This window comes from Legionella moravica DSM 19234 (genome assembly GCF_000423305.1).
Lineage (GTDB): Bacteria > Pseudomonadota > Gammaproteobacteria > Legionellales > Legionellaceae > Legionella > Legionella moravica.
On the sequence record NZ_AUHS01000008.1, the window covers coordinates 133,945 to 155,081 of the forward strand.

The following is a 21,137-nucleotide window of genomic DNA, read 5'->3' on the forward strand; positions in this document are numbered from 1 at the left end:
CCATGAACAATATGAGAGTTCCTTAATGTGATGTGCCCCCTTGAAAGACTACTAGTGATTCAGTAAATCCTGCGTTATCATCCTGTTTTTGTATTCATCAGGGTTTAATAAATGACAGTTGAACAAACAATAAGAAACGTTTTGGATAACCTTCAAGACCCGTTGCTTGGTCTCAATGGTAAAGAAATGAATATGCAGTACAGCCTGGCTACTTCTTCAGATTCAATTGAGATCACAGTCAAAACAGGTTTCCCTTGTTTGATTTTAGAAGAGACATTTAAAGAACCCGCGTTGACAGCACTAAACACGCATTTTCCACATCACAAAATCACCTTAAAAATAACCCAGTTCATCAGAGCTCATAAAACTCAAATGGTTGGCAAAGGATTAAGGGGAGTAAAAAATACAATTGCCGTCGCTTCAGGAAAAGGAGGGGTTGGCAAATCAACCGTGACAGTGAATCTTGCCGCAGCCTTGGCTCGCGCAGGAGCCAGAGTAGGTATTCTGGACGCTGATATTTATGGGCCAAGTATACCGCTGATGCTGGGTCCGTGCGAACCGGTTCAAATCAGAGGGGACCATTATTTGCCCATCCAGGCACATGGGTTACAGGCCATGTCCATTGGTTACATAACGGACATGGATCAGGCACTGATTTGGCGCGGTCCAATGCTCGCTAAATCATTAATCCAAATGCTCGATATTACACTTTGGGATGAACTGGATTATCTGTTTATTGATTTACCACCAGGAACTGGTGATATTCAGCTCACCTTAGTACAAAAAATCCCTTTAACTGCTGCTCTAGTGGTAACAACACCTCAAAATGTAGCCACTTTAGATGCGCAAAAAGCAATTACCATGTTCTCCAAAACAGGAATTGATGTGTTAGGCGTTATCGAAAATATGGCAACCCATATTTGCAGCCAATGTGGACATCAGGAGGCCATATTTGGTGAGGGAGGAGCAAAAGCCATTTGTGAAGCCAATCACAGTAAGCTGTTAGGACAACTTCCTTTAGATAGCGAGATTAGAAAGCAATGCGATGAAGGCATGCCAATCGCGACTCAACCACGAAATAAGTTGACTGATGCATTTATAAAAACCGCCTTAAACAGTGCTATTGAACTGTCAAAAAAACCAATCAATTATGCCGACAAATTTCCGAATATTGTTGTTGAATAGTATTTGCCCAAGAGGAGTTCATTAGGGGCTATTGACAATTCCGACTTCAACATATCACTAAGCTGGAGTTACTGTGCTGAATTGTCAATCACCCTTATATCACAGAAAATGAATGAAACTCCGCTTTGTACATGACAAAAGAAATCTGTCATGCCCGCTCAGGCGGGCAACCATCCATCAAAATAAGCCAATGCCCAAGTCGATCCACTGAGGATTGTTTTGTTCAATCAGGTTTATTTTCCATGGTCGGTTCCTTTTTTTGATACGTTTTTCTCTGGTTATTGCTAGCTAAACATCAGAGTAAATTTCATAATAAACTAAACGATGAACAGTGTATCTTTTTGTAAAACCTTCGTTCAATTCTTCCTTGTGTTGATATACTCGCTGTATCCGGTTGCTGGTCAAGCCAGTATAAAGAGTTCCATATGCCTTGCTTCCGTGATGAATCATAAATGGTTGCCCGCCTGCGCGGGCATGACAGATTTTTTTTTCATGTTCAAAGGAATCTCCTGGTACAACGATGTATTATTTTCTTCAGACAGGTATAATAATCAAAAACATCAAATGGCACGACAATGCTCAGATTTTTAATAATAACAATCAATCTCTTATATTCCGGTTTCACACTCGCTCAATCAAGCGTTCAGATCGATCTTATCCTCTTTACCCACCCTGAAAATGGCTCAACACACAGCGAATTGGATTCAAGCTCACCGTTAATACCAGTGAGTCACAATGCGATCCCCCTAAAAAAAAATACGGGTAAAACCATTAGTTCCTATAGTTTGCTTTCACCTTCTCAATCAGGATTAAAGAATGAATATTATCTGCTCAGCCATAAATCTCGGTATCAGGTATTAGGCCACTATTCCTGGAGGCAGCCAGCAAAAAATCAAAGCTCTGTTGCTTTACCTGAATTAAACCATAACGGCTGGATAGTACAAGGAACCATAAGAGTAAAACAAAGCAATTATTATTTATTAGATACAGACATACATTTCTCGCCGTCCAATAATCCACAATCATCCCTGACCATCGCACAAAAACAAAGATTAAAGGGAAGTGAAGTGTATTATCTTGATCATCCCCGCGTTGGAATGCTGATCAAAATTCATAAAATCGCTTAAACCAGGCTCAATTGTGGCGTGATCAAACCGGAAATCTGTTCTCCAATTGCTTCAAGGCATTTGAGTTTAGGAGTTCCGCTTCTCCAAAATAATGCCAAAGTCCGAGCAGGTGCAGGAGCTTCAAAGGGAATATACTTTAATCTCTGAGATGGATCTGCTATTAATGACAAAGCAGGAAGTAAAGTCACGCCCATTCCTGATTGCACCATTAATCGCAGAGTCTCAAGACTTGTAGCCCTAAAATCGGCAATATCTTGAGTCTTGGCCATTTTACAAACAGCCATAGCTTGCTCCCGCAAACAATGCCCCTCTTCAAGTAACATCATGGGCTGATTAACTAATTGTGCAATAGAAATCGAACTCGATTTAGCCAAATCATTAGACTCATCACAAACGAAATAGAACTCTTCTTCAAATAAAGTGTAACTGGTGAACTTTCCTTCAACAGGATAAGCCATAATGGCCACATCAATTTCGCCATGTTCTAATTGATCAACTAAACGCTGAGTTTGATCTTCTATCAACCAGATTTTTAATTCAGGAAACTGAGCCTTAATTGCAGGCATAACCCGAGGCAAGAGATAAGGTGCAACAGTGGGTATCACTCCCATGCGTAAATTACCAGCAAAGGGATCATGCAAATGTCGAGCGACGTCCTTCATCTCATCAATCAACATGAGTATCTTTTTTACTCTGGACAACAATGCATCGCCCTGCTCCGTTAACAAGACTTGTTTGTTGGTTCGCTCAAATAATGTAACACCAAGCGAGTCTTCCAGTTTTTTGATTTGCATGCTTAAAGTGGGTTGACTAACGAAGCATTTTTTAGCTGCATCACCAAAATGCTTTACCTCTGCTAAAACAACAAAATAATGCAAATCCCTGATATTCATAGAACACCTTAACGATAAACACTGCCTATGATTATAGTAAAAATATTCATTGCTATCTATCAATGGTTGCCTTCTGAATTAAACTGTCTTTGTACCTTGTAGTTTTGAACTATTAATCGTTAGTAGAATCCTTCTGCCCCACGAAACACACATAAAAAAAATTTACACTCACCGGCATATCCTATATAGTCGCTGTTTTTTTTAATAAAATTGGCTAATTTGACTCATTCAACTCAACATCAAGCACCCAGAACCATCATCTGGCTGGTAGGGGTATTTTTTTTACTGTTTCAATTCTTTCTACAGTTATCGTCTGGAATAATTGTCGGTGCGATTATGTACGAATACAATATTTCAGCACTTACAGCAGGTCTATTGAGCAGTTCATTTTATTACGTCTATACTTCTTTTCAAATCCCTGTTGGATTACTGTTTGACCGATACAATACGAGAACTCTGCTAACCTTTAATGCGGCATTATGTGCACTTGGCTGTTTTATTTTTGCTTCTGGACAGTCCCTACCCTATTTATTTTTAGGACGATTGATTATTGGAGCGGGGTCATCCTTTGCCTTTGTTGGCCTTTCTCATTTGCTACGCCAACATTATCCACTAAGGCAATATGCCTTTATGATCGGTTTATCTGAAACACTTGGGTTTACTGTAACGGTCTTTGGCATGATAGGAATGGGCACTTTAATAAGCGGTCTGGGATGGCGATACTTTATTACAGGAGCAGGTGTTTTAGGCCTTCTCATTACTGCATTGAGTTACAAATTCATCCCCAGCCATAAACCGGAAGCTCAAATAAAGCATGATTATAAAACCCAGTTAATTCTTATTTTAAAAAATAAGCGGGCCTGGATTAATGGCATCTTTGTGTGCCTGGAGTTCTCGGTAATAACCGTCTTCGGAGCATTATGGGCTGTACCCTTCCTCGAGCTAAAGCTGAACTGCAGCATTAAGACCGCCAGCATACTCACTTCAATGATACTTCTGGGAGCAGGGTTAAGTTGTCCTGTATTTGGTCAGCTTTCCATTTATTTTATTAAACGCAAACCGCTAATCCATGCATCCTGCTTATCTACCGCACTACTGGTGCTGCTAGCGCTGTACCTGCCAACGCACAACCTGTTATTAATAGGCGCACTGCTGTTTTCAATAGGTCTATGTTGTGGGGCGTACATGCTTGCCTATTCTATTGCAAACGAGTTAGCTCCAACAGAATCCCTGTCGACCTGTACTGGATTTACTAATACTCTTGCCATGCTCTCAGCCCCGCTTTTACAACCACTTATTGGCTACTTACTTGATGCGTTCTCTAACCAGCCTGGAGTCTATACTCTCGGCGATTACCAACAGGCATTGTTGATCATTCCAGCTTCATTAGTCCTGGCAAGCCTCCTGGCAAACTTCCTTCCAGAAAAACCTATGCCGTAGCTGAGACTGCAGTAATAGCGGCATCCTTGACCTGTGTAAACGATTGTTCTGTGATAAAACAAAATCCTTTAGGATTATCTTTAGAAAAACCAGCTACTGATAATGGAGGCTTCACTGCGCTATGTTCTGCAGTATTTAGTGTATTCAAAACTCTTAAACTAATTTTAGGAAGCCCTAAACTCAGCAAACACTGATTTGGATCAATCGATTTAATCGAAAGGAATTGTGACATCTTTACCTTGTTGCCAGCTGGATCACGCCATCCAGCAACAGCGGCACCAGTAGCATCTGCTTCTTTGAGATTGGCTGAATAAAATCCGTTATCATCACTTAATCTACAAAATGTGGTACTGATGTCATGAGAGGAGTTTTGCTCCTTACTAAACCACAATTTACCAAACCAGGCATTATTTCCCGTAACAAACTGCTCTTTATTTTCAGTTCCAGTTTGAATATGACCGTTTAATTGACTGGTTTGTAACGCTTGTAACTCCACACCCGGCCTTAAAATTAGAGTTTCTTTGGTTTCACTAGCCTGCTTTAACATATCTACTTTAAAATTAAAGCCTTTACCCTCTTCTGCCTTCACACCAAAGATCCAACTGTCATTAATGGGATTATAGCGAATAAAAGAACGACCAACTTGCCAGTTCAACTGAGTTGAATGTTCAATTTGCTCATTACCTTCATAAAAAAGAACCAGTTTATTCGTTTGGCCGTCAATTAATGCTGTTTTTGTATGAAAATCAGTGCCTTGTCTTTGAATCTGAAAAAAATAACCGTAGCGATCTCCGCTTTCATTGGTCACCATTCCTGAAAAAGTCCAGCTACCAACCAACGGTTCAACAGGTTGCAGTATCTCGCTTGCTTCTTCTGAATCTACATCCGCTGCACATACTGTACTGCTGAGCACGGTAATCAATGAAAATAAAAGAATCCAAATACGTACTGATATCATATTAGCAATAACCTTTTAATAATTTGTGCGTCCATAATGCGTCCCAAAAGGCCTCATTCAATGTTGCTTCAACTGGTAAATAATACATCTTGTCGGAATGAAAGGAGCAACATTTCACGGCATCCTTTTCCGTCATAATAATATGAGATTCTGGATGATTAAAATCATTGGGCTCAAATTGATAATGATCCGGATAAGAATAAGGTTTAAATTCTATCCCTAAATGGGTTAAAGTGGAATAAAAACGTTGTGGATTTCCAATCGCAGCAACAGCAGCTACATCTGCCTTTTTAAAAGCATCATAATCCATCTCTTCCCCTGTAGATAACTTAATTATTTTTCCTGGGATTAAGCGCATGGTATAGGCATGTTCCCGAACGCCTTCATTCACAATAATAAAATCCACTTCCTGTAATCGTGCTGCTGATTCTCTCAGTGGTCCTGCTGGCAGTAATAATCCATTTCCCAAACCACGAACGCCATCAATTACGGCAATTTCTATGGCGCGTCCCATTCGATAATGCTGCAGTCCATCATCGCTAATAATCATTTGTACCTTATGTCTATCCAACAGATAGTGAACAGCGTCCATGCGATTGGGCGCAATAACGACAGGACAATTTGTCTTGCGTGCTATCATTAAAGGTTCATCACCGACCTGTTCTGCAGAATCATCCATCTGTATTTCATAAGGGACGTATTGGGGTTTGGCACCATAACCACGACTGACTATTCCAACACGTAGTCCCTTTTGGTGCATTCTCTGAGCCAAAGCGATAACCAATGGGGTTTTTCCTACACCACCTACCGATAAATTACCCACGACAATAATAGGAACCGAAACAGTTCGCTGGCAAAAGGATTCCAGATATTTGCGTCGGATCGCCGTTATAAGACGATAACACCAGGATAAGGGTAACAAAGTCCATCTGAGAGGATGATTTCCATACCATAACTTCTCGATAAAAAGAGTCATCAGCTAAACGCTTCCTCTTGAACCATCCCTAATTGTTGCACTTTATACAACTTGGCATAATGCCCATTTAATTGCAGCAACTCTTGATGAGCACCTTGTTCGACCAGATGCCCCTGCTGCATAACCACAATCTTGTTAGCATGCTTAATGGTCGATAATCGATGCGCAATAACCAAGGTGGTCCGATTTTGCATGACTCGTTCCAAAGCAGCTTGTATGTAACGTTCTGATTCACTATCCAAAGCAGAGGTAGCCTCATCAAGAATCAAAATAGGCGCATCTTTTAAAATGGCCCGAGCTATGGCTATTCTTTGCCGTTGACCACCAGACAATAAAACGCCATTTTCACCAACTCGCGTATCGTATCCTTGGGGTAATTTTGAAATAAATTCATCGGCATAAGCTAATTTTGCGGCATTAATAATCTGCTGACGACTTACATCCCTGCGGCCGTAAGCTATATTATTCGCCAAACTGTCATTAAAAAGAGTGACGTGTTGACTGACCAAAGCCATTTGTTCTCTCAGACTTTTTAAACTGAGTTGATTAATTGGAATGCCATCAAGAGTGATCTCGCCTTCGGATACTTCATAAAAACGTGGCAATAAACTGGCAATCGTAGTTTTACCACTACCCGAATGTCCAACAAGAGCGACACAACTACCCGCCTCTATTGTAAAACTCACATCATGCAATACCTTATGTCCCTCCCTGTAGGCATAAGATACCTGTTTAAACTGAATTTCCCCAGAGGCTTTATGAGTCAAGTCAATACCCTGTGTTGACTCGACAGGTAAATCAAGCAGATTAAATACACTTTCAGCCCCAGCCAAACCTCTTTGAATGGTAGCATTGAGTGTGGTTAACGTTTTCATAGGTTTAATCAATTGCAGCATAGCAGCAATAATTGCTAAAAAAGAACCCGCGCTGACGGTAATTACAGTTGATAATTGAATAGCCGCCATGATTATCATAGCTATTCCTATTGCAATAACACATTGCACTCCCGAGACGTTAACCGCCTTGCTTACAGCAACTTTCATGTCATTTATTCGGGAATGTTCCGTTGCGGTATTAAACTTTCCTGCTTCGTACTCGTCACCCCCAAAAATACGGACAACTCGATATCCTTCAATCGCCTCACTCGCAATTTCCGTAACTTCTCCCATGGTTTGTTGAACTCGATGACTGATTCGTCTAACTCGTTTGTTGGTATAATTTACAATGATTCCGACAAAGGGGATTGTTAATAAAAACATCAGTGATAATTGCCAGCAAATAACCATCATGACGGTAAGGAGTCCAATGACCAAACAGGAATTTTGGACAAAATCCGTTAAGGCATCCGCACTGACTTGCGCGACCTGCTCTACGTCATAAAGGATTTTAGAAAGCATTTGCCCCGAAGTGGCCTCATCATAAAAATCAGCAGGAAGATGCACAATATGAGCAAATACTTTTTGTCTCAGTACTTTAACAACTGAGCGGGCTACCCAGGTCATACAATAACTGCCCAATGAACTGACCACTCCCCTCAAAGTAATACCAATTAAAACAATAAGCGGGATTTTTTTCACAAAACTCATATCGATATTGATGAATCCTTTATCAAGAAAAGGTTTGGTCATGTAGGTAAACGTAGCATCAATACCCGAATAAAAAATATTGGCAAAAATCCCCAGGAGCAGCACCGGCCAGAAAGGTTTCACGTACGATAATAGACGTCTATATAAAAGGCGGGTTTTAACTGGGGCATTATTTTTCATTGATTAGTCAGTCAAAGGTTGGCAAAAAGACTAAATTGTACTCCTTATTATGGTTTAGTGCCAACATTCTTAGAATTCGCCACGGCTGTCCCATTAACAATGGGACAGCCGTGTAGAACTCGCTCACTGAACCCAACACTACGAGCTGACTCTTGGTCATAAATATGGAGCCTTGGGGAACAATCAGATTTGTGTGCGGGTTTTTTGCTCAAGATGAGCCAAATAGGGCTTTGCAGTGCCTTGTGCACAAGAGAAAGACACTGCTTGACTGACTTTTTCTCGAATGTACAATCCAATAAATAAGCCCGTTATCAGGACCTTATTATTTTAGATATTTTTCTAGCTCCCTTGCTGTAATGGGCTCACTAAATAAGTATCCCTGAACTTCATCACAATTTTTCTTTTTCAAATAGTCCATTTGAGTGAAGGTTTCCACCCCTTCAGCAAGCACTTTAAAATTAAAACTACGAGCCATGGCAATGATTGCTTCGATAATCACTTCATCGCTTCGGGAAGCGGTAATATTTTGGATATAGGACTGATCGATTTTCAATCGATCAATATTTAAATGTTTCAAGTAATTTAAACTGGAATTTCCTGTTCCAAAATCATCAAGCACAATTTTGACACCAATCTCTTTTAATTGCTGAATCATGCGGATTATATCCACATTCGTAATGACCACGTTTTCCGTTATCTCTAATTCCAGATACTGTGGATCAATCTGATGTTTCTTTAGTATTTCTTTAATCACCGTGTCAAAATTAACTTGTTTGAGTTGTTGGGTTGCAACATTGACAGCTATTCGGGTCCAGGGAAGACCTTTATCATGCCATTTTTTTATTTGCTGACAGACTTGATTGATTACCCACTCACCTATTGGTATGATCAATCCAGAAACTTCAGCTGTCGGAATAAAATCCATAGGAAGCAGCAAGCCTTTTTGCGGATGTTGCCACCGAATTAATGCTTCTGCAGACAACAGACAGCGATTTTCCATATCAAATTGTGGCTGATAAAATATTCTAAATTCATTATTTGATAGCGCCTGGCGTAATTCATTCTCCAATTTAAGGGTTTTATCCGCATGATCATTTAACTGTTCATTGTAAAATTGGAATTGATTTCCACCCCGCTCTTTAGCCAGATACATTGCCAAATCTGCACACTTTATTAATGCTTTAACTGTAGTGCCATCTTTGGGATAAACACTAATTCCTATTGAGGTTGAAATCGTCACATCTCGCTTCCCAAGCCTGAATGGTTCATGGAGTGATTGAATAATTTTATCAACAACTGTAATGACGCTGTCATCATTTGAAAAATCACGAACGATCATGACAAATTCATCACCGCCAATGCGTGCGATGCTATCTTCCTTACGCAAAAGATGTTCCCATCGCGCAGCGACTAATTTCAATAAGTTATCACCAGCCTCATGGGACAAACTATCATTGATTAATTTGAATCGATCCAAATCAAAAAACAAAATCGCAAAGCGTTTTGAATTTCGTTGCGAATACTCGATTAAATTTTGAATTCGATCACTGATTAAGGTGCGGTTTGGTAATCCAGTGAGCATGTCGTGAGAGGCTTGATATTCCAGTTTCCGCTCAAGATTCGCTCGCTCGGTAATATCGCGAAAACTCCATACACGCCCAATTATTTTATTATTCAAATAGTGAGGTTGAGAATAACACTCCATGATAGTGCCATCTTTTAAATGAACGGTAGTTCTACTGACTTCCTCAATAGCGTGTTCCAGATGGTTAATTTGGGCAAGATAATTCTTGGCTTTCTGGACTTGATTGAGCATATAGTCACTGACTAACTCACCGTTTTTACTGTCCAGCATGGATTGTGGAATATTCCATATTTGCTGAAATTTGGTATTAAAATCAATGATTTTTCGATGCAAGTCGACAACAAGAATCCCATCTGCAGACGATTCGATGGTAGAACGCAGCAAAGACAAGGATTGTTGTAATGATTCAGTCCGTTCTGCAATGGTGTTTTGTAACAGTTCAGTAGTTCGCTTGGCAGCTTGTGCAAGCGCCCATTTTCTGGTCAGTGCACAAGCAAGCTGCCTTACTGATACCAAATCAAAAGGTTTTTTTAAAATTAAAAAATTATCACCTATTCCCAATTCTTTAACTGTTTCTTCCCAGGTATAATCTGAATAGGCGGTACAGATAACTACCTGAATATCCGGATCGACATCCCACATGTGCTTGATTGTTTCAATTCCATCCCATCCTGGAGGCATTTGGATGTCAACAAAGGCTAAAGAGTAATGAAGCCCCTCCTTGAGTGAATTTTTAATTTTTTCTACACCCTCTTTTCCCTGGTAAGCCGTTTCAAATATAAATTTCGGCAATGAATGAAACAGTTCGTTATCATCGGAAGAAGATTCGTCATCATCAAATAATTGTTTATCCAAATCACTAACCTGGTCAACCAGGGTTGTAGACGTCAAGACTTTAATAAAATCCTGATGAATGGCTGGATTATCATCAATAATCATAATATGAAGCTCTACTTCACTCATGATATCCTCCTGTATTCCCGCGACAACTCATGATTAAAGGCAATGATAAAATAAACTGAGCCCCCAGCCCTTCTCCTGCGCTTTCAACCTGAAGCGAGCCACCCATTTCTCTCGCCGATAATGCCGCACCATGTAATCCAAAACCATGCCCATTGACCTTGGTAGTAAACCCAAAAGAAAAAATTCGATTGATGTTATCGGGATTTATGCCTATTCCATTATCTTGGACTGATATATAAACAACATCATCTGTTTTTTTTATTCCAAGAATAATTTCTTTATAATGAGTTAATTGACTATGCAGAACTGCATCGCGTGCATTTTGAATTATATTCACCAATATTTGTAATAATTTGGATTTATCTGTATCCACCAACGGGCATTCCTCGAATTCTTTTACAATCTCGATTGATTCAGTTATTGGACTGGTCATGGACATATTCAATGCCATATCAATAACTTCGGGTAAATACACTTTCTCGCTTAAACTCGATGTACCGCTAACAGATTTTTGCATGTCCACTATCTGAGAAATGTGTTTCAGATCATTCATCAGATTGTTTACTTCTGATAGATTTTTTTTATAATCCTCTAAGATCAATTTGGAAAGTGACACAATATAAGTGGGAACTAGCTTCCCTTTTTCGTCATACGACAGATAAGCAACCAGGTCATTTTCGTGTTGCAGTATCATTTCAAGCACTTTTAATAATTTGTGCTTGTATTGTTGACACAATCGGTTTTTCACCAAGGTAATAGAGACATTCGAGCTGTTTAATATATTTCCAATGTTGTGCAGAATAATGGCAGCTACCTCGGCCATTCCGGCTCTTCGTGCAGTAGATGAAATCTGCTGATTCAACTCTTGAATTTGTTCCTTAGCAATCTTATCGTCATGAATGTCCATAACAATGCCTTCGAGTTGTTTTTCACCTTCCTGACAACGGCCGGCAATCTTATACCAGCGATATTCCCCATCAGGATTTCGTACCCTGACGTCACACTCATAATCCACTCGCTCATTTAGCGCTGTTTCAATTTTGTTAACCAATTCGTACCGATCTTTTTTATGCACCAGGTCAATAAATTCTTTATACGTGGGTGCCTTATCAAGAGGATTGAGATGAAACAAGAAAAACAGCTCTTTTGACCAAATCACATGATCCGTTATGCCGTCATAGGTCCAGTAACCCAGTTTTGCTATGTTTTGCGCATTTTCAAGTTTCTTGTTCAAGTTCATCATTTCGCGCGATGAAATTTCTATTGAACGCTCGTGCATATAGCGTTCCTGGTCAGCCTCGTTATAAGAATTATTAATCCGTGTAAGAAAGGTGAGCCATTGTTCTTCCGTTTCTGGTTTCTTATCAACGGAAAGACTTACTTTTTCGAGTTGTCTTAGTAGTAATTTATGAATATCCATATAAACTCTTCATGTTAAACTTAGTATAAAACAGCCAGCTTCTGTACCTTACTGCCATTAAGTTAAGAAAAATTCACTTTAAAATGTAGGTTGAGCCTTGGCCCAACTTACAAATATACCTTCACTTAATGGCAGTGCCCCTGTACCCCTGTCCATTATTCATTTGTTCCATTTCCATAAAGCGGCATCCTGCAGAAGGCTCATACAAAATAGCGGTTAGCAAATAGCCGCTAACTTTCATAAAAGGTAGTAATGGTCATGGTTTGATTGTGAAGCTCACATTTACCCACAGTAAATGGTGATAATTCACCATATGAATAAAAGCCAATCTGGGTTGACCCTTTAGGCAAGGAAATCAAAGCGGATTCAATCTCTTCCTCAGTTCGCTCCCCCAGAAGCAATCGTCTACCGACACAACTAATATCAATAGCCAATAAGGGACCAAGAGTGTCCAAATGATCATTCAACATTCGATGATTGGCTAGTTGACCTGCTTCATTTGCGCTCTCAATAAGCCGATCAAAATTGGCCCGCATTAATTGAGCATGACAACCGGTAGGAATATCTCCAGCAAAGATCAGGGATTGTTCCTGCTCATCAACAGCTAAAATTGTGCGTACTAATTGTATGCTTTCAGTACCACTCAGTTCTCTGATTGCTAAGGGATAAAGCAGCCCTGAGGAAGGTAATTCAGAAGCTTTTTCGCCTAAGTATTCTTTATATAGATGTAAGGCGGGTTGATAATCCAGTTCATACAGGACATTGGATTCTGAACGAGTCACACGTCTGACGGGGCCAAACTTGTCCCATCCACCTTTTGACGCATGGCCAATATGAATATGAGAACCATAAAAACCAACTGCAACGACATAACGAGTCAGGATTTCACCACCAAGCACAGTCCAGGTTTGTTTAAAACGACTACCATCACCAGCTAAACCACCTGTAATAACCAGATTTGTATCTTCTGCAACTGTATTTAGCCCCTTAACCAATTCAGAGCCATTAACGCTCAACCCGTCGGACAAAACAAAGATACTCTTCAAATCGGGGGCTTTTAACTGTTGTGCGATTGAAATGCCCGTGCTATGAGACTCTTTAACATGCTCTACTTTCGCCTTGGCAATTTTTATCAATGTATTATCAAATCGCACAACAGCAACGGACAAGCTTTGATCAAGCAGCCTGGAAGCAAAAATCTCACCAGCACTTGAGCACCCTATTAACTTCGAATTGGGGTAAGCTTTTGCAAGTTCGAGAATCGGGGCCCTGTGATGTATCAATTCAGGGGAAGCAAACACCAGCACCAAAGTCTGCTCTGAGTCCAAATCAGGAAATGCATCTAAACTCCATCCTTGCCCAATAATATATTGAAATGATTGTATTTCCATATCCGATCCAAAAGGAGAAATTTTAATCAAACGACTCTAATTAAATACTATTATAGTTTAATTTGATCAGAACATCTCAAATGGATGGACAAAATAAGAAAAGAGGATGACATTGAAGACAGGGGGAATAATCAGTTGCTCCAGCTATTGTGTACCAATTCCATGACCACCGGACATTAAGCCAATTCATCTCGGGTCAATTTAATACGTGTATAGGCACATCGAAACCCCGATTTTTGAACGTTCAAATCAGAAATCGTTCCTGGCTCCGTGGTTACAGTGGCCATTACCAATCCATGCTGCCTGGCAAAATTTAATCGAATCATCAACAGTTTTTTTTGCAAACCTTTACCTCGATATGCTGGTAACGTACTGGTAACACCCAAATCACAGACATCCTCATGCATGGCTACTGTAGCTCCGGCAATAATCTCACCTTCATCATAGACCCCAAAAGCAGTAACTCCTTTAGCATTGGCATAATGAGTAAACTGCTCTTGAGCCTCAGGATAGCCAAAACCCATAGCGACTCGACGAGCCCAATGATGGACCTCATCAGAGCTAACCACTCTCATTTCGTAGGGGCTGTCCCAATATCCTTCACTTTTGAAAGAGGACAAATCCAATGCTGAAACATTATTTATTTCGCTTACGCGATAGCCTCGTTCGCTCAAAAATCCGATTAAATCATTACCCACATAGGGGCATAGCTCAATATCAACGCGTGAATGCCCCAGTCCTTTATAGAAATGCTCTATGATTTCAATTTCCGTCTTAAAATGTCTGGATTTGGTACGAAACCCCCAACCAACAACCTGAGATAAAAACGAATCAAACCCTGAAAAGCACGCGGCGCCTCCGTTAACATCTAATATTGCTCCTGATGCGTATTGTCTGGTAACTTCTATATGAGTTTGTTTAATGCACCGCTCCATGCGTGCGGTTAATTCTTTAGTGATGAACATCATGCATCACTCAATCCTGAGATAATTCGATTGACCAAACCAGGTCCTTGATAAATTAATCCTGAATAAATCTGTACCAAAGTGGCGCCTGCTGCAATTTTCTTTTGAGCACTGTCAACACTATTAATACCGCCTGCACCTATTAATGTAATCGCGTCACCCGCATATTTTTTTAATAACGCCAAACATCGAGTCGATAATTCTTCTACGGGCCTTCCACTCAACCCACCCTGTTCATCTCCATAAGGCAAGTTCTTAACCCCATCGCGACTACAGGTAGTATTTGTAGCGATAATTCCTTCAATTCCATGACTCAATATCACTTCAGTCATCAGTTTTAACGTTTCGTCGTCTTCATCCGGCGATACCTTAACAACCAAAGGTACATGCCGTTGATGCTGCTCTTCAAGTTTCAATTGCTCATTCTGCAACTGAGATAACAATTGAGTCAGATAATCCCCCTTCTGCAACTCCCGTAAATCAGGGGTATTCGGTGAAGAAATATTAATGGTTACATAAGATGCATGCCCATAAACTTTTTGCAAACAATAGCAATAATCTTTGGCCGCATCAGCCAATGAAGTGTCCTTGTTCTTGCCAATATTGATCCCTAAAATTCCCTTATACTGTGCTGTTTTAACATGAGTAACTAAAGCATCTACTCCCAGGTTATTAAAACCCATTCGGTTAATGATTGCCTGAGCCTCAGGCAAGCGAAATAATCGTGGTTTTGAATTACCGGGTTGAGGCCGTGGAGTGACCGTTCCTACTTCGATAAATGAAAATCCAAGTTTAGCCAAGCCATCCAAATGAGTTCCATTTTTATCCAGACCAGCAGCCAATCCGACTTGATGTGGAAACTGAAGCCCCATTGCATTGACAGGCTTGCCTTCAATTTTATTGAAACACCATCCAGGCAGATGATCCAGGGCAGATAAAGCTAAATGGTGCGCTGTTTCAGGGTCCAACTTAAAAAGCAAGGGTCGTATCATTGAATACATAAAACTACTCCGGAAAAGGGTCTTTGTTTGATTCGATACCCTATTTCATTTATACGATACATTGCTGAGCCCATACTCGTAACATGGCATTTCCAGATTTTTGTAAATGAAAAGCAACTTCTCGCACTTCAATTCCAAAATTGTCTTGTTGAAGACCAAGTAACACAGGCCCCAGAAATGAGGAAGTTTTGCCCTCTTTGTCTATCAAAGGAAATATCCTGACTTCCTTTGCCACTCGAGCCAGTTCACGGATCACATTCAAATGAAAATCAACCGTTTGATTATCAAGATCAGCAAATAAATAATGAGAACATAAAGCAAAATCAAATGAAAAATCTGCGAAAGGGAGCTGTACATCTGTAACACCAAGGTACCGTCCCTCAGTCTTACCCTGTCGGTAATCAGCAAAAAACTGTTCAAACCCCTTTTTTCTTGCTGCAAGCAACTGTTCAAAACCACCGCTGCGAGTGAAATCAAAATGTTCCTGTTCCGCTTTAATTTCTTCAGCCATTTGAGAAAAAATCATCACCGACTTTGAATACAAGGTATCCTTGTCAAGAACAAACAAAGGATCACAACTGACTACCTCAATACTCCTCTGCGCTAGCTGAGAATTCACTGCACTGGGTCCACATCCATATTCTAAAATTTTAGAATTAATTTCACTGTCTGACAGATCAAACATTTCTTGATATTCATCAACACCGTGACCCCATAAAACCAGATTACGCATGAGCAGCTCTCCTATATAAACCTGAATTCTGTGCTCAATTTCATTGCAGATTACCCTACCCTGAATTCAGGTAAAACTTACAGCAATCAATTAAGTTTCGTTCCGGCTTAAGATTAGGTTATTTTTTAACCTTGGTAAAGAGTCTTTTTAAAATACACTGTGTTAGAAACTGTCAGTGAATAGACATTGCCGAATCGATTGGGTATAGTCTTGTGTATTTGTAAAATCAACAGGATAGAATCCATGCACAACGGACTAAAGTATCAATTGGGTGAAACCTATGACATGTTAAGAGACTCTGTCCATCAGTTTGCTCGCTCAGAAATCGCTCCCCTTGCTGCTCAAATTGATGAAACGAATACCTTTCCAAATCATTTATGGAGAAAGTTAGGTGATTTAGGCTTATTAGGTATCACGGTCAGTGAGGAATACGGCGGAGCCAATATGGGGTACCTTGCTCACGCCATCGCCATGGAAGAAATTTCCAGAGCCTCCGCTTCTGTAGGATTAAGCTACGGTGCTCACTCCAATCTCTGTGTGAATCAAATCTATTTAAACGGAAATAAGTCGCAAAAAGAGAAGTATTTGCCTAAGCTTATAAGCGGTGAATACATTGGCGCCCTGGCCATGAGTGAATCCAACTCAGGTTCTGATGTAGTCAGCATGCAACTTCAGGCACGCTCATCAGGTGATAGATACATCCTGGACGGTACCAAAATGTGGATTACCAATGGGCCGGATGCAGACGTTCTGGTGGTCTATGCCAAAACCGACAAACAGGCTGCAAGTAAGGGCATTACTGCGTTTATTATCGAAAAAGGAATGACTGGCTTTAAAACAGCTCAAAAGTTAGACAAGTTGGGGATGAGAGGTTCGAATACCTGTGAACTGGTTTTCGAGCATTGTGAAGTGCCTGCTGAAAATGTACTTGGGGAAATAAACCAGGGCGTCAGAGTATTAATGAGTGGCCTTGATTACGAACGAACAATACTTGCTGCAGGACCGGTGGGTATTATGCAAGCCTGTATGGATGTAGTTCTTCCTTACGTGCATGAACGCAAACAATTTGATCAGGCAATTGGTGAATTTCAATTTATTCAAGGTAAATTAGCCGATATGTACACTGATCTTAGTGCGTCCAGAGCGTATTTGTATGCTGTAGCAAAAGCCTGCGATAGCGGGATGGTAAGTCGTAAAGATGCAGCGGGTGTTATTCTGTATACTGCTGAAAAAGCAACACAAATGGCGCTACAGGCAATTCAAACTCTGGGTGGTAATGGGTACATTAATGAATACCCTACAGGGCGATTGTTACGTGACGCGAAACTCTATGAAATCGGAGCCGGCACTTCTGAAATAAGAAGAATGCTGATAGGTCGTGAACTTTTTAAAGAAACTGCATAAGGAATAGTGACATGGAACAGAATGATGTAGTAATAGTTGCAGCAAAAAGGACTCCCATGGGTGGAATGTTAGGTACTCTGTCAGCTCTTTCAGCACCAGAGTTAGGCGCTGTGGCACATATGGCAGCACTGGCACAATCAGGAATTGCACCTGCTGAAATTGACGAAGTCATCAGTGGCTGCGTCCTTCAGGCAGGAATAGGCCAGGCACCAGCAAGGCAAGCAGCAATCAGAGCGGGAATACCCAATTCTGCTGGAGCAACAACCATCAATAAAATGTGTGGTTCTGGAATGAAAGCGGCTATGCTCGCGCATGATTTGATCAAGGCAGGCTCTGCTCAGGTCATCCTGGCAAGCGGTATGGAAAGCATGAGTAATGCTCCTTATTTATTAGCAAAAGCGCGTTCCGGTTATCGACTAGGTCATGGTGAATTAAAAGATCATATGTTCCTGGACGGACTCGAAGATGCCTATGAAAGAGGACAATTAATGGGTTGTTTTGCAGAAGCAACAGCCAAACATTTCAAGTTCACCAGAGAACAGCAAGATGAATTTGCAATCCGTTCCATGACCAATGCGCTGAAAGCAATTGAAAGCGGTGCATTTGCTGATGAAATTGCCGCTGTTACCTTAACGACCCGTAAAGGTGACATCACAGTAAGCGTGGATGAAGGTCCTGATCCAGCAAAACTGGGTAAAATTCCCCAATTAAAACCAGCATTCCAGTCAGACGGCACAGTTACAGCGGCTAATTCCAGCTCTATTTCCGATGGAGCCGCGAGCTTGATACTGATGAGCGCAGCCAACGCAGAAAAACGTGGAGTGAAACCTTTGGCACGAATTGTTGCTCATGCTAGCCACGCTCAGGCTCCTCAATGGTTTACTACCGCTCCAGTAGATGCCATTCGTAAAGTAATGAACAAGGCATCCTGGAATCAAAATGATGTTGATCTTTATGAAATAAATGAAGCCTTTGCAGTAGTAGCCATGGCTGCGATAACACAACTTGAATTGAACCCGGAACAGGTTAACATTCATGGTGGTGCCTGTGCGTTGGGTCACCCTATAGGAGCTTCGGGTGCGCGCATTCTGGTTACCCTAATGCATGCATTGAAACAGCAAGGCAAAAAACGTGGTGTTGCCTCATTGTGCATAGGCGGTGGTGAAGCCACAGCAATGGCTATTGAACTGTTATAAAAACACCAACATTCACCACTCATGCTGAACCATTGTGAATGGTCCGCTCTGAGTGCTGGCTGGGTGATTTCCAAACTAAAAAATCACAGATAACTCTGTGCATCTTTTAGATTGGCAATCACCCTGAATGCACCAGTTACGGTGTTTTTTGAATTGTGGTACATAGTTAATAATAAAAATAAAGGATGTACATGCTACGACAAAGTCTCATATATCTGCTACTCAGTGTTCTGGTAGTAGTTTTCGCCAGATATGCCCACCTACTTATTGTTTATATAGATCTGTTCTTCACCTATATAAACTTGAAACTGACTCCAATATTCAGTCAGACTGGCTGGGGATTAATTATAAGAAAAGTTTTGGTGTTAATGTTAATGCCAATCATTATTACGGGGATACCCGCCCTTCTTTACAGAGCAATTAAAGGTCGAGAAATGCCTCATTTTATTGCTATTGTCTGGGTGATCTGGACTATCATCGTTTTGAGCGTTATTTTGATACGTTAAGGATTCAGGCATGGCACAACTAATCAGTCAAATCAACACCGCAAGTCAGGATTTTAAAGACAATCAAGCAGCAATGCAGGCATTGGTGGATGAACTGCGCTCAAGAATCAATGAGATTTCGTTAGGCGGTGATGAAAATGCCCGCACACGCCACTTAAAACATGGCAAATTATTACCCAGAGAAAGGCTGCAACAATTGTTAGACCCTGGAAGCCCGTTTCTTGAATTGTCGCAACTGGCAGCCTATCAGGTTTATGAAGACAACATTCCAGCCGCAGGGATCATTGCCGGTATAGGACGAGTATCTGGCGTTGAGTGCGTTATTGTGGTCAATGATGCAACTGTAAAGGGGGGAACTTATTATCCTCTCACGGTAAAAAAACATTTGCGTGCACAGGAAATCGCTCTAATCAATCAGTTACCCTGCATCTACCTGGTGGACTCCGGTGGTGCTTTTTTGCCTCTCCAGGATGAGGTATTCCCGGATCGAGATCATTTTGGCCGTATATTTTTTAACCAAGCTCAAATGTCAGCACGAAATATACCTCAAATTGCTGTTGTAATGGGGTCGTGCACTGCTGGTGGAGCCTATGTTCCTGCTATGGCAGATGAATCCATTATGGTAAAAAATCAGGCAACAATTTTTCTAGGGGGCCCTCCTTTGGTTAAAGCGGCTACAGGAGAAGTTATTAGCGCTGAAGAATTAGGTGGAGCAGAAGTTCATTGCAGGCATTCAGGTGTTGCGGATCATTATGCTGAAAACGATGCTCACGCCCTCCATCTTGCACGAATTGCCATAGGGAATTTAAATCGGAAAAAAATTGAAACGATTACGCGTACTGAAACCGTTGAGCCAGTGTACGATACCAAAGAACTCAATGGAATAGTCCCTGCAGATCCCAGGAAGCCTTTTGATATAAGGGAGATCATCGCCCGATTGGTTGATGGTTCCGATTTTGATGAATTTAAAGCACTGTTCGGCACAACGCTGGTGTGTGGCTTTGCACGTTTGTATGGATATCCGGTTGGTATCATCGCTAACAATGGAATACTATTCAGTGAAAGCGCCTTAAAAGGAAGTCACTTCATCGAGTTGTGTTGCCAACGCAAAATTCCATTAATCTTTTTACAGAACATAACCGGGTTTATGGTTGGTTCAAAATATGAAGCATCTGGAATTGCCAAACACGGTGCTAAAATGGTTACCGCTGTAGCGAATGCAAATGTACCGAAATTTACGGTGATTGTAGGCGGAAGCTTCGGGGCTGGTAACTATGCCATGTGTGGACGCGCCTACAATGCTCGCTTTATCTGGACCTGGCCTAATTCTCGTATTTCAGTCATGGGCGGAGAACAGGCAGCCAATGTGCTAGCACAGGTCAACAGCGAAAAATATGCAAAACAAGGTAAAGTCTGGCCTATTGAAGAGGAAGAGCACTTTAAAAATCAACTACGATCTCAATATGAAACTCAAGGTAATCCTTATTATGCCAGTGCAAGACTTTGGGATGATGGGGTCATAGCTCCCCAGGATACACGAATGATTCTGGGTCTTGGTTTATCGGCAGCCTTAAATGCACCTATTGAATCCACGCATTTTGGCGTTTTTCGTATGTAACTGGAATTAA

At 41.0% G+C, this 21,137-nt stretch carries 18 protein-coding genes; 7 read left to right on the top strand and 11 right to left on the bottom strand.

Annotation, left to right across the window (positions count from 1 at the left end; all coding sequences use genetic code 11):
* Nucleotides 1–111: 111 nt before the first annotated feature.
* Complete coding sequence (gene apbC, locus G543_RS0102090; RefSeq protein ID WP_028383058.1) at nucleotides 112–1,185, top strand: iron-sulfur cluster carrier protein ApbC; 1,074 nt, start codon at nucleotides 112–114, stop codon at nucleotides 1,183–1,185.
* Nucleotides 1,186–1,473: 288 nt separating this feature from the next.
* Here apbC and G543_RS19520 read toward each other — a convergent pair whose 3' ends face one another.
* Complete coding sequence (locus G543_RS19520) at nucleotides 1,474–1,635, bottom strand: GIY-YIG nuclease family protein (protein ID WP_162145875.1); 162 nt, start codon at nucleotides 1,633–1,635, stop codon at nucleotides 1,474–1,476.
* A 125-nt stretch (nucleotides 1,636–1,760) separates the two neighbouring features.
* Here G543_RS19520 and G543_RS0102105 point away from each other — a divergent pair, with 125 nt between their 5' ends.
* The gene (locus G543_RS0102105; RefSeq protein ID WP_028383059.1) at nucleotides 1,761–2,312 is read left to right on the top strand and encodes a CsiV family protein; all 552 of its coding nucleotides are present in this window, start codon (nucleotides 1,761–1,763) and stop codon (nucleotides 2,310–2,312) included.
* Here the strand turns inward: G543_RS0102105 and G543_RS0102110 are convergent.
* On the bottom strand, nucleotides 2,309–3,205 hold the full coding sequence (locus G543_RS0102110; RefSeq protein WP_028383060.1) for a LysR substrate-binding domain-containing protein: 897 nt from the start codon (nucleotides 3,203–3,205) through the stop codon (nucleotides 2,309–2,311). The genes G543_RS0102105 and G543_RS0102110 overlap by 4 nt on opposite strands.
* A gap of 219 nt (nucleotides 3,206–3,424) precedes the next feature.
* Between G543_RS0102110 and G543_RS0102115 the strand changes: the two genes are divergently transcribed.
* Nucleotides 3,425–4,645, top strand: coding sequence for an MFS transporter (locus tag G543_RS0102115; protein ID WP_338011322.1), 1,221 nt, complete (start codon nucleotides 3,425–3,427; stop codon nucleotides 4,643–4,645).
* Here the strand turns inward: G543_RS0102115 and G543_RS0102120 are convergent.
* The 9 genes from G543_RS0102120 to G543_RS0102160 all read right to left on the bottom strand — a co-directional run bounded on the left by G543_RS0102120 (nucleotide 4,635) and on the right by G543_RS0102160 (nucleotide 16,403).
* Nucleotides 4,635–5,603: a hypothetical protein gene (locus tag G543_RS0102120; RefSeq protein ID WP_028383062.1), complete on the bottom strand. Its 969-nt coding sequence runs from the start codon at nucleotides 5,601–5,603 to the stop codon at nucleotides 4,635–4,637. The genes G543_RS0102115 and G543_RS0102120 overlap by 11 nt on opposite strands.
* Before the next feature lies 1 nt (nucleotide 5,604).
* Nucleotides 5,605–6,579 (bottom strand): tetraacyldisaccharide 4'-kinase, encoded by a 975-nt coding sequence (lpxK, locus tag G543_RS0102125; protein ID WP_028383063.1) that lies wholly within the window; start codon nucleotides 6,577–6,579, stop codon nucleotides 5,605–5,607.
* Nucleotides 6,579–8,345: a lipid A export permease/ATP-binding protein MsbA gene (msbA, locus tag G543_RS0102130; RefSeq protein ID WP_028383064.1), complete on the bottom strand. Its 1,767-nt coding sequence runs from the start codon at nucleotides 8,343–8,345 to the stop codon at nucleotides 6,579–6,581. The genes lpxK and msbA overlap by 1 nt, the downstream gene beginning before the upstream one ends.
* A gap of 322 nt (nucleotides 8,346–8,667) precedes the next feature.
* Nucleotides 8,668–10,893 carry an EAL domain-containing protein gene (locus G543_RS0102135; RefSeq protein WP_028383065.1) on the bottom strand — a complete coding sequence of 742 codons (2,226 nt, stop codon included), beginning with the start codon at nucleotides 10,891–10,893 and terminating at the stop codon, nucleotides 8,668–8,670.
* A complete protein-coding gene (locus G543_RS0102140) occupies nucleotides 10,886–12,313 on the bottom strand; it encodes a sensor histidine kinase (protein ID WP_028383066.1) in 1,428 nt (475 codons plus the stop codon). Before G543_RS0102140 ends, G543_RS0102135 begins: the two co-directional genes overlap by 8 nt.
* 230 nt (nucleotides 12,314–12,543) lie before the next feature.
* Nucleotides 12,544–13,704 (bottom strand): FIST signal transduction protein, encoded by a 1,161-nt coding sequence (locus G543_RS0102145; RefSeq protein ID WP_028383067.1) that lies wholly within the window; start codon nucleotides 13,702–13,704, stop codon nucleotides 12,544–12,546.
* 176 nt (nucleotides 13,705–13,880) lie between these two features.
* Nucleotides 13,881–14,669 carry a GNAT family N-acetyltransferase gene (locus G543_RS0102150; protein WP_028383068.1) on the bottom strand — a complete coding sequence of 263 codons (789 nt, stop codon included), beginning with the start codon at nucleotides 14,667–14,669 and terminating at the stop codon, nucleotides 13,881–13,883.
* Nucleotides 14,669–15,670 (bottom strand): quinone-dependent dihydroorotate dehydrogenase, encoded by a 1,002-nt coding sequence (locus G543_RS0102155; protein WP_028383069.1) that lies wholly within the window; start codon nucleotides 15,668–15,670, stop codon nucleotides 14,669–14,671. The genes G543_RS0102150 and G543_RS0102155 overlap by 1 nt, the downstream gene beginning before the upstream one ends.
* 49 nt (nucleotides 15,671–15,719) lie before the next feature.
* Nucleotides 15,720–16,403: a class I SAM-dependent methyltransferase gene (locus tag G543_RS0102160; protein ID WP_028383070.1), complete on the bottom strand. Its 684-nt coding sequence runs from the start codon at nucleotides 16,401–16,403 to the stop codon at nucleotides 15,720–15,722.
* Nucleotides 16,404–16,646: 243 nt separating this feature from the next.
* Here G543_RS0102160 and G543_RS0102165 point away from each other — a divergent pair, with 243 nt between their 5' ends.
* From G543_RS0102165 to G543_RS0102180, 4 genes are all read left to right on the top strand, one after another.
* Nucleotides 16,647–17,807: an isovaleryl-CoA dehydrogenase gene (locus G543_RS0102165; RefSeq protein WP_028383071.1), complete on the top strand. Its 1,161-nt coding sequence runs from the start codon at nucleotides 16,647–16,649 to the stop codon at nucleotides 17,805–17,807.
* 11 nt (nucleotides 17,808–17,818) lie between these two features.
* Nucleotides 17,819–19,003 carry an acetyl-CoA C-acyltransferase gene (locus G543_RS0102170; protein ID WP_028383072.1) on the top strand — a complete coding sequence of 395 codons (1,185 nt, stop codon included), beginning with the start codon at nucleotides 17,819–17,821 and terminating at the stop codon, nucleotides 19,001–19,003.
* 191 nt (nucleotides 19,004–19,194) lie between these two features.
* Entirely contained in the window at nucleotides 19,195–19,509 is a 315-nt protein-coding gene (locus G543_RS0102175; RefSeq protein WP_028383073.1) for a hypothetical protein, read from the top strand.
* 10 nt (nucleotides 19,510–19,519) lie between these two features.
* Nucleotides 19,520–21,127: a carboxyl transferase domain-containing protein gene (locus tag G543_RS0102180; RefSeq protein WP_028383074.1), complete on the top strand. Its 1,608-nt coding sequence runs from the start codon at nucleotides 19,520–19,522 to the stop codon at nucleotides 21,125–21,127.
* The last annotated feature ends 10 nt before the right edge of the window (nucleotides 21,128–21,137 follow it).

Bases quoted from the DNA above. Each gene is read 5' to 3' on its own strand.
- apbC (WP_028383058.1), top strand. From the start codon at position 112: ATGACAGTTGAACAAACAATAAGAAACGTTTTGGATAACCTTCAAGAC.
- G543_RS19520 (WP_162145875.1), bottom strand. From the start codon at position 1,635: ATGATTCATCACGGAAGCAAGGCATATGGAACTCTTTATACTGGCTTG.
- G543_RS0102105 (WP_028383059.1), top strand. From the start codon at position 1,761: ATGCTCAGATTTTTAATAATAACAATCAATCTCTTATATTCCGGTTTC.
- G543_RS0102110 (WP_028383060.1), bottom strand. From the start codon at position 3,205: ATGAATATCAGGGATTTGCATTATTTTGTTGTTTTAGCAGAGGTAAAG.
- G543_RS0102120 (WP_028383062.1), bottom strand. From the start codon at position 5,603: ATGATATCAGTACGTATTTGGATTCTTTTATTTTCATTGATTACCGTG.
- lpxK (WP_028383063.1), bottom strand. From the start codon at position 6,579: ATGACTCTTTTTATCGAGAAGTTATGGTATGGAAATCATCCTCTCAGA.
- msbA (WP_028383064.1), bottom strand. From the start codon at position 8,345: ATGAAAAATAATGCCCCAGTTAAAACCCGCCTTTTATATAGACGTCTA.
- G543_RS0102135 (WP_028383065.1), bottom strand. From the start codon at position 10,893: ATGAGTGAAGTAGAGCTTCATATTATGATTATTGATGATAATCCAGCC.
- G543_RS0102140 (WP_028383066.1), bottom strand. From the start codon at position 12,313: ATGGATATTCATAAATTACTACTAAGACAACTCGAAAAAGTAAGTCTT.
- G543_RS0102145 (WP_028383067.1), bottom strand. From the start codon at position 13,704: ATGGAAATACAATCATTTCAATATATTATTGGGCAAGGATGGAGTTTA.
- G543_RS0102150 (WP_028383068.1), bottom strand. From the start codon at position 14,669: ATGTTCATCACTAAAGAATTAACCGCACGCATGGAGCGGTGCATTAAA.
- G543_RS0102155 (WP_028383069.1), bottom strand. From the start codon at position 15,670: ATGTATTCAATGATACGACCCTTGCTTTTTAAGTTGGACCCTGAAACA.
- G543_RS0102160 (WP_028383070.1), bottom strand. From the start codon at position 16,403: ATGCGTAATCTGGTTTTATGGGGTCACGGTGTTGATGAATATCAAGAA.
- G543_RS0102165 (WP_028383071.1), top strand. From the start codon at position 16,647: ATGCACAACGGACTAAAGTATCAATTGGGTGAAACCTATGACATGTTA.
- G543_RS0102170 (WP_028383072.1), top strand. From the start codon at position 17,819: ATGGAACAGAATGATGTAGTAATAGTTGCAGCAAAAAGGACTCCCATG.
- G543_RS0102175 (WP_028383073.1), top strand. From the start codon at position 19,195: ATGCTACGACAAAGTCTCATATATCTGCTACTCAGTGTTCTGGTAGTA.
- G543_RS0102180 (WP_028383074.1), top strand. From the start codon at position 19,520: ATGGCACAACTAATCAGTCAAATCAACACCGCAAGTCAGGATTTTAAA.